The following is a 13,607-nucleotide window of genomic DNA, read 5'->3' as shown; positions in this document are numbered from 1 at the left end:
TCACGCCTCCTGGCCCAGTACGGCCCGCGCCTGCTCGTCGGAGAGGCCTTCCAGCTCGGCGAGCAGCTCCGAGGCGACGTCCTCGAACCGCTCGACCCGCCCGATGGCCGCCGTGTCGGCGCCGCCGTCGTCCGCGCCGGCCGGCAGCCGGCTGACGATCTGCTCGGTGAGGGTGCGCAGGGTGGCGCCCTCCAGGAACACCGCGATGGACAGCGAGACGCCGAGCTGGCGTTCGATCTCGTTCTTCAGCTCCACCGCCATGAGCGAGTCCAGGCCCAGGTCGAACAGCGGCTGGTCCAGCCCGACCGACGCCGTCGCGGAGCCGAGGGTGGCCGCGACGGCGAGCACCAGTTGCCCGGTGAGCGTCTCGGCGCGCCGGTCGGCCGGCAGGGCCAGCAGCTGCGCGCGGCTGGGCAGCAGGCTGGTCCGGGCCGTACGCCGGGCGGGCCGGGCGGGGCCGTCGCCGCGCAGCAGCGGGGCGAGCAGGGCCGAACCGGAGACCTCCTGGTAGCGGCGCCCCCACTCGGCCCAGTCGACCGGGACCACGGCGATCTGCGGCTCGTCGTGGCGCAGCAGCCGGTGGAAGACCCGCAGCGCCTGGCCGGGCCGCAGCGTGCCCATGCCCTTGCTGAGCCCGGGGGTGGCGTCGGCGCCCCGGTTGGCCAGGCCGACCCCTTCCCAGATACCCCAGTTGACGCTCAGACCGGGCAGTCCGGCGGCGCGGCGCTGCGCCGCCAGCGCGTCGAGGAAGGCGTTGGCCGCCGCGTAACCGGCCACGAACGGCGAGCTGAGCAGCGAGCTGGTCGAGGAGAACAGGATGAAGAAGTCCAGCTCCCGGCCGGCGAACAGGCGGTGCAGCACCCACGCGCCGACGGCCTTGGGCAGCAGCGGGCGTTCCAGGTCGGCCCGGGTCAGCTCCGTCAGCGGGGCCACCTCACCGGTGCCGGCGGCGTGCACGACGCCCCGGATCGGCGGCCGGCCCTCCCGGTCGTAGCCGGCCAGGAACGCCCGTACCGCCTCCTCGTCGGCGACGTCGACGGAGGCCACGTGCACGGCGGCCCCGAGCGCTTCCAGCCCGCGCACCCCGGCGACACGTGCCGCCGCCGGATGGTCGGCGGGCAGGCCGGCCCACTCGGCGCGGGGCGGCAGCACGGTGCGGCCGAGCAGCACCAGCCGCCGCGCGCCGGCCCGCACCATCGACCGGGCCACCTCCAGGCCGATGCCGCCGAGGCCGCCGGTGATCAGGTAGCTCGCGTCGGGCCGCCACGGCCCGTCGGCGGCGTCGGCCTCGGGCACCGCCTGGCGGACGAGCCGGGCCACGTAGCGCCGGTCGCCGTGCAACGCGACCTGGTCCTCGGCGTCGCGGGCGGTCAGCTCCCCCACCAGACGCGCGGCCAGCGTGGCCGGATCGGCGGCCGGGTCGAGGTCGATCAGGCCGCCCCAGAGCGCCGAGTGCTCCTGCTGCAACGACCGGCCCAGACCCCACAGGGCCGACTGGGCCACCGCGAGCGACACCGGGCCGCCCGGGGCGTCGGCCGGCCGTACCGCGCCGCGGGTGACCAGCCAGAGCCGTACCGTCTCCGGGCCCCGCGCCCGGGCCAGCGCCTGCGCGGTGTGGACCGCGCTGAGGCTGCCCCGCTCGGTGGCCCGCAGCAGCGCGGCGGCGTCCGCCGCGCCGTCCGGGTCGGTGTCGTCGAGGCTCCACAGGTGCAGCACCTGAAGCTCGCCGCCGTCGAGCGCCAGCTCGTCCACCAGCCGGCTCAGGTCCGCCGGGCCGTCCAGGCGCACCTCGGCCCGCGCGCCGTCGACGCGGTACGCCGGACCCGGCGACACCCGTACCACCCGCTCGCCCCGGACGGCGACGGCGTCGGCGAACCCGGCGCCGGCCCCGGTCCCGTCGGTGAGCACCAGCCAGGTCCGGGCCGGGGTTGCTTCCGGGTCGGGAGCCGGCGCGGGTGCGTCGACAGGTTGCCAGTCGAGCCGGTAGAGCAGGTCGTCGTCGGCGTACGCGGCGGCGCCGTCCTCGCCGGTGTCGTCCACGGTAGACGATCCGGTGTGCCGCTGCTGCTGCCGCTGCGTGCGGCGCGGCTCCTGCCAGCAGTGCGTCTTCTCGAACGGGTAGGTGGGCAGCGGCACCCGGGCCCGCCGGTAGTCCCGGTCGAAACCGGCCCAGTCCAGGTCCACGCCGGCGGTATAGAGCCGGGCGACGGTGTGCAGCAGCACCGCCCAGTCGTCGTGCTTGGGCCGCAGGCTCGGCGCCAGCAGGGCCTCCCCCGCCGGCAGGTTGTCGCTGATCATGCCGAGCAGCGTCGGCGCGGGTCCCATCTCGACGAAGGTGCGGTAGCCCAGCTCGCGCAGCGTGTCGATGCTGGCCGCGAAGCGCACCGGCTGGCGGGCGTGCCGGCACCAGTAGTCGGCGTCCGGGGCGGTGTCCCACGGCCACAGCTCACCGGTCAGGTTCGCCACGAGCGGGATGCGCGGCGGGGTGAACGTCACCGCGTCGGCCGCCGCGCGCAGGCCCGGCAGGATCGGCTCGATCAGCGGCGAGTGCGACGAGGTGGTGATGTGCAGCTGCTTGGTCTTCACCCCGCGCCTGTCGAACTCGGCGCAGATCCGCGCCAGCGCCTCCCGCTCACCGGAGATGGAGGTGGTGCCGGGGCCGTTGACCGCGGCGACGGACACCCGGTCGGCGTACCCGGCGAGCACCTCGGTGACCTCGGCCTCGGGGGCGAAGACGGCCACCATCGCGCCGTTGCCGTTCAGCTCCCACATCAGCCGGCCGCGTTCGACGACCAGCCGCAGCCCGTCCTCCAGGCTCATCATGCCGGCCACGCAGGCGGCCACGTACTCGCCGAAGCTGTGCCCGAGCACCGCCACCGGCTCGACGCCCCAGGAGCGCCACATCTGCGCCATGGCGTACTGCACCGCGAACAGCGCCGGCTGCGAGTAGGTCGTGCGGTAGACCAGGTCGGAGTCCGGGTCGGCCGGGTAGATCACGTCCAGCAGCGGGACGTCCAGCAGCGGCCGCAGGATCTCGTCGCAGCGGTCGACGGCCTGCCGGAAGGTGGGCTGCGTCTGATAGAGGGCGCGGGCCATGCCGACGCGCTGCGGGCCCTGCCCGGTGAAGAGGAAGACCACGTCGTCGCTGCCGGCCTCGCCCACCACCGGCAGGTCGCCGGGCAGCCCGTCGACGAAGTCGGCGAGCTGGTCGGCGACCTCCCGGACGGACGCGCCGACGGCGGCCAGCCGGTGCGGGAAGTGGGCCCGTCCGGTGCCGGCCGAGAAGCAGACGTCGGCCAGCGCCGCGCCCGGGTCGGCGGACAGTCGCTGCTGGTAGCGCCGGGCCAGCTCCAGCAGCCCGTCCGGCGTCCGGGCCGACAGCGGCAGCACCGAACGGGGCCGCTCCACCGCCGGTTCCGACGGTACGGCCGGCGGCTCGGGCGCGGCCTGCACGATCAGGTGGGCGTTGGTGCCGCTGAAACCGAAGCTGCTCACCCCGGCCACCGGCCGCTCGGCGACCGCCGGCCACTCGCTCAACTCGGTCGGCACCGCGAACGTGGTGCCGGCGAAGGAGATGTGCGGATTCAGCTCGGTGAAGTGCACGTTCGGCGGGATCGCGCCCTTGTGCAGGGCGAGCACCACCTTGATCAGCCCGACGATGCCGGAGGCGGCCTCGGCATGGCCGACGTTCGTCTTCGACGACCCCAGGTAGACCGGTGCGCCCTCCTCCCGGCCGTACACCTCGGCCAGCGCCTCGACCTCGATCGGGTCGCCGAGCGTGGTGCCGGTGCCGTGCGCCTCGATGTAGGAGACCTGCTCGGCGGCGACGCCGCTCGCCGCGAGCGCCCGGCGCAGCACGTCGCGCTGCGCCACCCCGTTCGGGGCGGTCACCCCGGAGCTGCGACCGTCCTGGTTGACCGCGCCGCCGCGGATCACCGCGAGCACCTGGTCGCCGTCGCGTACCGCGTCGGTCAGACGCTTGAGCACGATGATGCCGCAGCCCTCGCTGCGGACGTAGCCGTTGGCGCGGGCGTCGAAGGTCTTGCACCGGCCGTCCGGGGCGACCATGCCGGGGAACTGGGAGAAGGCCACGCTGGGCAGCGGCGACAGGACGACGTTCACCCCGCCGCCGAGGGCCAGGTCGCACTCGCCGGACCGCAGGCTCTGCACCGCCATGTGCACCGACACCAGCGAGGAGGAGCAGGCGGTGTCCACCGCCACGCTCGGGCCGCGCAAGTCGAAGACGTACGAGATCCGCCCGGTCACCACGCTGTGCGCGGTGCCGGTGCTGGCGTAGGCGGTGATGTCCTCCAGCCCGGGGAAGTTCTCGGTGGCGAAGTCGTTGCTGCACACGCCGAGGAACACCCCGGTACGGCTGCCGGCCAGCGCGGTCGGCGCCTTCCCGGCGTTCTCCAGCGCCTCCCAGGACACCTCCAGGGCGAGCCGCTGCTGCGGGTCCATGGCCAGCGCCTCGCGCCGGGAGATGCCGAAGAACTCGTAGTCGAAGTGGTCGACGCGGTCCAGGAAGCCGCCCCAGCGGGTCCGCATCTTGCCGGGCTGCTGCGGTTGCTCGTCGTAGAACTCGTCGACCGGCCAGCGGTCGGCCGGGATCTCCGCGACCGCGTCGACGCCGTCGCGCAGGATCCGCCAGAAGCTCTCCGCGTCGACCGCGCCGCCGGGGAAGCGCAGCCCCATGCCGACGACCGCGACGGGCTCGGTCCGGCCGCGCTCGTACTCGGCGAGCTGCCGCTGCATCCGCTCCATCTGCAGGTAGGCGCGCTTGAGCGTGGAGTTCGGCGCCTGCGCCTGCTGCCCGGTCGTGGTCATCCCTGACGCCCTTCCTCGATCTGGTTGAGCTTGGCCAGCAGGAGCGCCTCGACGTCGTCGTCGGAGAGCTGCTCCAGGTCGGTGGCCGGGTCGTCGGTCCCGGCGGCCGGTGTCGCGCCGGGCGCGGTCGCCGGGCCGGTCCCCGCCGGGGAGACGTCGGCGTCCGGCCCGGCCTCCAGCGCCACGTCCATCCGCTCGGCGAGGTGCGGTACGAGCGCGTCGATGGTCGGGAAGCGCCACGCGAGCGTGGCGGACAGTTCGACGTCGAGCGACGTCTCCAGCCGCTTGCGCAGCTCCAGCGACATCAGCGAGTCGAAGCCCATGTTCGCCAGCGGCGAGGTGACGTCGACCTGGTCGGCGTCCACCTTGAGCACCCGGGCCACCTCACCGGCGACGTGCCCGGTGAGCAGGGCGCGCCGGCGGCGGCCCGGCTCGACGGTGAGCAGCCGCCGGCGTACCTCGCCGGAGCGCGCCCGGCCCTCGGCCGTGCGCGGGGTGTCCACCGCGACCAGGTCGGCCAGCAGCGCGGGCACGAGCCCGCCGCCCGCGGCCGCGCGGAGCCGGTCGAGGTCCAGCGGCAGGACGGCCACCTGCGCCGCCGGGGTCCGCACCAGCCGGTCCAGCGCCTCGATGCCGTCGCGTGGGTCGATGCCGACGATGCCCTGACCGGCGAGCTGGCCGCCACGGTCCGGGCGGGCCGCCAGGCCGGACCGGGACCAGGGACCCCAGTTGACGCTCAGCGCGGCCCGTCCCTGCGCCCGGCGCCGCTGCGCGAGCGTGTCCAGGAACGCGTTCGCGGCGGCGTAGTTGGCCTGGCCCGGTGAGCCGAGCAGCGCGGCGGCCGAGGAGTAGAGGACGAAGAAGTCGAGGTCCCGGTCCAGGGTGGCCCGGTGCAGATGCCAGGCGCCGTCCACCTTGGGCGCGGCCACGGCCCGGAACCGGGCCCGGTCGAGCTGCAGCATCAGCCCGTCGTCCAGCACACCGGCGGCGTGCACGACGCCGGCCAGCGGCGGCATCGTCCGGTCGAGGTCCGCCAGCACCGCCGTGACGTCCTCGTGGCGGGCGATGTCGGCCTGCCGGACCTGGACGTCGACGCCCTGCCCGCGCAGCTCGTCGAGGACCTGCCCGGCGTACGCCGAGGGCCGGCTGCGGCCGAGCAGCGCCAGGTGCCGCGCGCCGCGACCGGCCAGCCAGCGGGCGGTCTCCAGGCCGAGAGCGCCGAGACCACCGGTGATCAGGTACGTGGCGGCCGGCCGGACCGGGACCTCCCCCGGCGGTACGGCGGCCACCTCGTGCCCGCCGGGCCGCAGCACGATCTTGCCGGTGTGCCGGGCCTGCGCCATGAGACCGAACGCCGCCGCCGCGTCGGCGTAGTCGTAGGTGGTCACCGGGAGGGCGGTGAACTCGCCGCTGTCGAAGCCGCGCAGCACCTCGGCGAAGAGGCGGGCGATCAGCTTCGGCCGCTCGGCGAAGGCGCGTTCCAGGTCGACGGCGAGGAACGAGCGGTTGTGCCGCAGCGCCCGCAGGCCGAGGTGGCTGTTGGCGTAGATGTCCTGCTTGCCGATCTCGACGAACCGCCCGTTCGGCGCGAGCAGGCCGAGGCTGCGGGTGAGCGCCTCGCCGGTGAGCGAGTTGAGCACGACGTCCACGCCCCGGCCGTCGGTGAGGGCCAGCACCTCGTCGGCGAAACGCAGCGACCGGGAGTCCATCACGTGCTTGACGCCGAGGCGGCGCAGCAGTTCCCGCTTCTCCTCACTGCCGGCGGTGGCCAGCACCTCGGCGCCGTTGCGGCGGGCCACCTGCAGCGCGGCCAGGCCGACGCCGCCGGTGGCCGAGTGGATCAGGAGGGTGTCGCCCTCGCCGAGGTGGGCCAGGTACTCCAGGCCGTACACCACGGTGAGGAACGCGATCGGCAGCGCGGCGGCCTGCTCGTCGGTGAGCCCGCCGGGGACGGGGGCGACCAGCTCGGCCCGGGTGGTGGTGTACGCGGCCATGCTGGACGGGGCCACCGCCATCACCGCGTCGCCGACGCTCAGGCCGGTGACTCCGGCGCCGAGCGCGGTGACCCGGCCGGCGCACTCGCCGCCCAGCGGCACGATGCCCGGGGGTACGCCGGGGCAGATCTCCATCGCCTTGAGCACGTCGTTGAAGTTGAGTCCGGCGGCGGCCACCTCGATCTGCACCTGGCCGGGGCCGGGCGGCACGCGTGCGGAGAGCACCGGCGTCAGGCTGCCCAGGTGTCCCTGCACCGACAGCAGCCGGTAGTTGCCGTCGGCGGCGGACCGGTCGAACGGGTGCGGACGCGCCGGCGTGGCCGTGGGCGCGCGCCACGGGACCAGCCGGGGCACGTAGCGCCGGCCGCCGCGCAGCGCGACCTGCTCGCCACCGGGCCGGTGCAGCAGTTCGTCGACCAGGCCGGGAACGCCGTGCCGCCCGTCGGCCGGGTCGAGGTCGACGATCGTGGGGCGCAGCTCGGCGTGTTCCAGCGCGACCACCCGGGCCAGTCCCCAGAGGCCGCCCTGGGCCGGGTCCGGCGCGCCCGCGTCGGCGGCGACCACCTGCGCGCCCCGGGTGGCCAGCACCAGCCGGGGTGACCGGCCGCCGACCTCGGTGAGCGCCCGCACCAGATGCGTGACGGCGACCGGACCGAGCAGTTCGAGCCGGTCCAGTGGGGTGTCCGGCAGGTCGGCCGGGCTCTGCTCGGTGAGGCGCACGTCGAGGCTCCACGCGTGCAGCACTCCGGCGCACGGCTCCGGCCGGGCGGCACGCAGGTCGGTCAGGAGCGTCACGAAGTCCGCCGGCCGGGCCGGGTCGACCTCGTACCGATCCAGGGCAACCTGCCGGTAGGCGTCACCGGGTGCGACGGTCACCGTGTCCACGCCCCGGCCGGACAGCGCGGCCCGCAGGTCGCCGCCGACCGGGTCGGCGCCGGTGAGCAGCAGCCACCAGCCGCCGGTCTCCGGCGTCTGTGCCCCGTCGGTGGCCTCCTGCCAGGCCAGGTCGAGCAGCGCCTCGCCGACCGGGTCGGCCGGGCCGGAGCCGGCCAGCCGGCGCAGCCGCACGCCGGCGATCTCGCCCACCGGGTCGCCGGCCGCGTCGTAGAGCACCACCCGGGCGCCGTCGATCTCCGGGCCGTCGGTGGCGGCCCCGCCCACGGTGGCGTGCGCCCACCGGGGTACGCCCGGGCCGGCGGCGAGGGCGAAACGCTCCACCCCCACCGGCAGGTACGTCCCGTCGTCGGCGCCGGTCATGGCCGCCGCCAGCACCTGCAGGCAGCTGTCCAGCAGGGCGGGGTGCACCAGGTACGGCTCCCGGTCGCCGGTCAGCTCGGCCGGGTCGCGCAGTTCGGCGACCGCCTCGCGCTCGCCCTGCCAGAGCGCGGCGACGCCCTGGAAGGCGGGGCCGTAGCGCAGGCCGGACCGGGCCAGCCGGGCGTAGTGCTCGGCGCTGTCCCGCTGCTCGCCGCAGCGCGAGCGGACCGTGGTCAGCGGCTCGACGGCGCCGGCCGGGAACGGCTGCGCGGCGCCGTACCGGCCGTGCGCCACCTCGTTCCAGGCGTCGTCCGGTCCGCGGCTGTAGATCCGCAGCGTGCCGCCGGTGGCGGTCTCCGGGAGCAGGACGAGTTGGACGGTGTCCGCCTCGGCCAGCTCCTCGACGAGGGTGACCCGGGTCAGTTCGATCCGCTCGACCACCGCGGCCGGATCGTCGAGGAGCCGCCGGGTCGCCGCCAGCGCCGCGTCGAGAAGCAGGCTGGCCGGCAGCACCGGGCTGTCCTCGACGACGTGGTCCCGCAGGTAGCCGAACCCGGCCAGGTCGAGCCGGACGCCGAAGTGGTGTCCGCCCGGTTCGGCGGCGGACCGGACGTACGTCTCCAGCACCGGGTGCCCGCGGTGGGCGGTGCGCCGCGTCCGGGGGTACTCGTCGGTGATCCAGTGCCGCTCCCGCTGCCACGGGTACGCCGGCAGCGCGGCCATCGGCACGACCGGCCCGTACATCCGGCGCCAGTCGACCGGGCAGCCGGCGGTCCAGAGGCGGCCCAGCTCACCGAGGACCGTGGCCCGGCTCGGCTCGTCGCGCCGCAGCGAGGCGACGACGACGCCGTCACGCTGCTGGCGGGCGATGCGTTCGGTGACCGGGCCGCCGAGCATGGGATGCGGGGAGATCTCCACGAACACGTCGTGCCCGGCGTCGACCAGGCGGGTGACGGCGGTGTCGAACAGCACCGGCCGGCGCAGGTTGTCGGCCCAGTACGCGGCGTCGAGCGCGGCGCCGTCGATCGGCCCGGCGGTGACCGTGGAGAGCATCGGCACGGCGGCGGGACCCGGGGTGAGCCCGTCGAGCAGCGCGCCGAGCTCGGCGCGCAGCGGCTCCATCTGTGGGCTGTGCGAGGCGTAGTCGACCGATTCGAGCATCCGGCAGAACGTCCCCTCGGCCGTCAGCGTCTCGGCGAGGGCGGCCAGGGCCGCGCCGTCGCCGGAGAGCACAGTGGACTCCGGTCCGTTGGTGGCGGCGACCGAGACGGCGCCCGGCCGCCGCTCGGCGAGCAACTGCTCGGTCCGGTCGAGCGGGAGGCCGAGCACCGCCATCCGCCCGTTGCCGATGGCGGCGCGGATGACCCGGCCCCGCTGGCGGGCGACCCGCATCGCGTCGGCGATGCCGAGCGCGCCCGCGACCTGGGCGGCGGCCACCTCGCCGACGCTGTGCCCGACCACGGCGGCCGGCTCGACGCCCCAGGAGCGCCAGAGCGCGGCCAGGGCGATCTGCACGGCGGTCAGCGCGGGCTGGGCGACCGCCGGGTCGTCCAGCAGACTCGCGTCGTCCCGGCCGGTGACCAGGTCGAGCAGGGAGAAGTCGACGTACTGCCGCAGCGCCCGGTCGCACTGCGCGAACGTGTCGCGGAACGCCGGCTCGGCGAGCAGGTCCTCGGTGATCGGCCACCATCGGGGCCCCTGGCCGGAGAACACGAAGACGGGCTTCGGGCGCCGGGAGACGCGCCGGGCGCCCCACGACAGCCCGGGCCGTTCCGTGCCGGCCGCGTACGCGACGAGCGCGTCCCGTACCTGCTCGGGCGAGTCACCGACGCAGGCCAGCCGGTGCTCGTGGTGGGTGCGGCGCACGGCGGCGGCGGCGCAGACGGCGGCGAGGTCCGCGCCTTCGCCGGGCGGGGCCAGCTTCGCCGCGTACCGCCGGGCGAGTTCACCGAGCGCCTCGGGGGTACGGGCCGAGATGGTCAGCAGCCGGGCCGGGTCCGCCGGGGCGCCTCCGGCGGGCGCGCTGCCGTTGAGGCGGAGGTCGCCGGGCGCGGCGGCCGTTTCGGCGAGGGCGTGCCGGTCGGACCGGGGCGGCTCGGCGAGGACCAGGTGCGCGTTGGTGCCGCCGAAGCCGAACGAGCTGACTCCGGCGACGGCCCGCGCGTACCCGTCCGGCCACGGCTGGCCGGTGTCGGCCACCTGGAGCGCGAGCTGCGCGAACGGGATGTGCGGGTTGGGCTGCCGGTAGTGCAGGGTCGGCGGGATCTGCCGGTGCCGCAGGACCAGCGCGGCCTTGATCAGGCCGGCGATCCCGGCGGCGGCCTCCAGGTGGCCGAGGTTGGACTTGACCGATCCGATGAGCAGGGGCCGCGCCGGATCGCGGTCGGCGCAGACCACGGCGGCGAGCGCCTTGGCCTCGATCGGGTCGCCGAGCAGCGTGCCGGTGCCGTGCGCCTCGACGTAGCCGACCTGTTCCGGCGCCACGCCGGCCCGCTCGTACGCGCTGCGCAGCACCGCCTCCTGGGCGTGCGGGTTCGGCGCCATCAGCCCGTTGGTCCGGCCGTCCTGGTTGACCGCCCCGCCGAGGATCACCCCGTAGATCGGGTCCTGGTCGGCGAGCGCCCGGGACAGCGGCTTGAGGATCACCACGCCGGCGCCCTCGGCGCGGACGTAGCCGTCGGCCCGGGCGTCGAAGGTCTTGCAGCGACCGTCGCCCGCCATCGCGCCGGCCTTGCTGAAGTTGATCGCCAGCGCGGGTGACAGGACCACGTTGACCCCGCCGGCGACGGCCAGCGTGCAGTCTCCCCGGCTCAGGCTGGTGACGGCCTGGTGCACCGCGACCAGCGAGGAGGAGCAGGCGGTGTCGACGGCGATGCTCGGGCCGCGCAGGTCGAACAGGTACGACAGGCGGTTCGCCGCGATGCTGAACGCGTTGCCGGTGCCGGTGTACGCGTCGACGCGGTCGAGGTCGGCGAGGGTGAGCTGGGCGTAGTCGCTGGTGGCGATGCCGATGAAGACGCCGGTCGGGGAGCCGGCCAGGTCGTCGGCGGCCAGTCCGGCGTCCTCCAGCGCCTCCCAGGTCACCTCGGCGAGAAGCCGCTGCTGCGGGTCCATCCGGGCGGCCTCGTGGGCGGCGATGCCGAAGAAGTGCGGGTCGAACTGGTCGATCCGGTCCAGGAAGCCGCCCCAGCGGGTGGTCGTCCTTCCGGGCGTCGTCGCGTCGTCGGTGTGCAGCTCGTCGGCGTCCCACCGGTCGGCGGGCACCTCGCGGACCGCGTCGCGTCCTTCGGTCAGCAGGCGCCAGAAGCTCTCCGGTCCGTCGACGCCGCCGGGGAGGCGGCAGCCGATGCCGATGACGGCGACGGCCTCGTCGGTCGCGTCCGCGTGGCCCGCGGTCGCCTCGGCGCCGGTCGCCGTGGTCGCGGCCGGATCGGCCGGCGCCGTGGGCTCGACCGGCGCGGCGGGTTCGGAGCCGGTGGCCGGGTGGCCGAGGTGGGCGGCCAGCGCCTCGATGGTCGGGTACTCCCAGATCAGGGTCGCGGACAGGGTACGGCCCAGCCACGTCTCCAGTTCGCCCACGAGCCCGACCATCTCCACCGACTGCAGCCCGTACGTGGCGACGGGCCGGGTGGGGTCCACCGCCTGCGGGCTGATCCCCAGCCGGGCGGCCAGCTCCGCCACGAGGCGCTGCTCGACCTCGGCGCGACCGGGCGCGGCCACGGCCGGTGCCGGCGTGCTGCCCGCACCGCCGGTGACGTGTTCCGGGTCGGCCGCGCTCCAGCGCGCCAGCACCGTGAGGTCGCCGGTGAGGAAGGACTGCCGGGCGGCCCGCCGTTGCAGCTTTCCGCTGGAGGTCTTCGGGATGCTGCCCTGCTTGATCAGGACCACGTCGTGCACCTGGAGGCCGTGCTCCTGGGCGACCGCGCCGCGGATCGCCGTGACGACGCGCTCGGCGTCGAGCCGGGCGCGGCTGCCGCCGACCTCCTGGATGACGACGAGCCGCTCCTCGCCGTCGACCTCCACCGAACAGGCCACGCCGCAGCCCGGACGCAGCGTCGGATCGCTCTGCTCGACCGTCACCTCGATGTCGCTCGGGTAGTGGTTCCGCCCGGCGATGATGATCAGGTCCTTGTGCCGGCCGGTGACGAACAGCTCCCCGTCGTCGGTCAGGAAGCCCAGGTCGCCGGTGCGCAGGAACGGGCCGTCGCCGCTGCCGGCGAGCCGGGCCCGGAAGGTCTCCTCGCTCTCCTGCGGGCGTCCCCAGTAGCCCTGGGCGACGCTGCCGCCACCGAACCAGATCTCGCCGACCCGGCCGGCCGGGAGCCGCTCGCAGGTAGCGGGGTCGACGATGACCAGCTCGTGCCCGGCGGCCGCCGTTCCGCAGCTGACGAGCGTCCGGCTCTCCTCGTCCGGGCCGGCCTCGACCGCCCGGTTGTCGGCGAGGTCGGCGGCACGCACCCGGCGTACTGCCGGTTCGGTGCCGGCCAGCCCGCCGGCGACGAACAGCGCCGCCTCGGCCAGGCCGTAGCAGGGGTAGAAGGCCTCGCGGCGGAACCCGCTGGGCCCGAAGGCCGCCACGAACCGGTCGATGGTCTCGGCCCGGACCGGCTCGGCCCCGCTGAACGCCAGCCGCCAGCTGCTCAGGTCCAGCGCCGCGCGTTCGTCCGCGGTGGTCTTCGCCAGGCACAGCTCGTAACCGAAGTTGGGGCTGCCGCTGAGCGTGGCCCGGTAGGTGGAGATGGCCTGCAGCCAGCGGAGCGGGCGCTTGAGGAACGACGTCGGTGACATGAAGGTCGCCGGGAACCCGGCGTAGAGCGGCTGCAGCATGGCGCCGATCAGCCCCATGTCGTGGTACGGCGGCAGCCAGCTCACCAGCCGGGTGGTCTCGACGTCGGTGATGAAACGCTGGTTCGTCACCTCGAGGTTGGCCAGCAGGTTGGCGTGGCTGAGCACCACGCCCTTCGGCCGCCCGGTGGAGCCGGACGTGTACTGGAGGAACGCCACGTCGTCACCGCCGAGGCCGGGCTCGCGCCACCCGTCGGCCACGGCCGGGTCGATCCGGTCGACGGCCTGCCAGACGAGCGAGCCCAGCGCGGGCGCCAGCGCGGTGATCTGGCCGGCCATCGCGGTGATCTCCGCCGGCGCGAGCACGACAGCGGGACGGGCGTCCTGGATCACGCCGATCAGCCGGGGCAGGGTCCGCTTGAGCAGCACCGGGTTCGGCGGATACACCGGTACGGCGATCACCCGGGCGTAGAGGCAGCCCAGGAACGCGGCGAGGTAGTCCAGGCCCGGCGGGCAGACGATGAGCGCCCGCTCGCCCTCGTTCACGCGCTCTCGCAACGTGGCGGCGATGGCCCGGGCCCGCCGATCCATGTCGGCGTTGGAAATGGCGACCTCGTCGTTCTCGCCGTCAGCCAGGAACCGATAGGTCACGCCGTCCGGACGGTCGAGAAGGACCGCACGGAACCGGTCGACCAGGGTGCCGGGTTTCGGCGGTTGACCAGCGCGAGCGGCGGACCCGGCCGA

Annotated in this window: 2 protein-coding genes; both read right to left on the bottom strand. The window is 75.3% G+C overall.

The window, feature by feature from the left end:
• Nucleotides 1-4,827, bottom strand: a complete 4,827-nt coding sequence (locus tag O7542_RS06750) for a type I polyketide synthase (RefSeq protein WP_281605884.1) — start codon at nucleotides 4,825-4,827, stop codon at nucleotides 1-3.
• Complete coding sequence (locus O7542_RS06745) at nucleotides 4,824-13,514, bottom strand: type I polyketide synthase (RefSeq protein WP_281605883.1); 8,691 nt, start codon at nucleotides 13,512-13,514, stop codon at nucleotides 4,824-4,826. The genes O7542_RS06750 and O7542_RS06745 overlap by 4 nt, the downstream gene beginning before the upstream one ends.
• Nucleotides 13,515-13,607 lie beyond the last annotated feature (93 nt).

It is taken from the genome of Micromonospora sp. WMMC264 (assembly GCF_027497275.1).
GTDB lineage: Bacteria > Actinomycetota > Actinomycetes > Mycobacteriales > Micromonosporaceae > Micromonospora > Micromonospora chalcea.
This window is presented reverse-complemented; position numbering and strand designations above follow the sequence as displayed.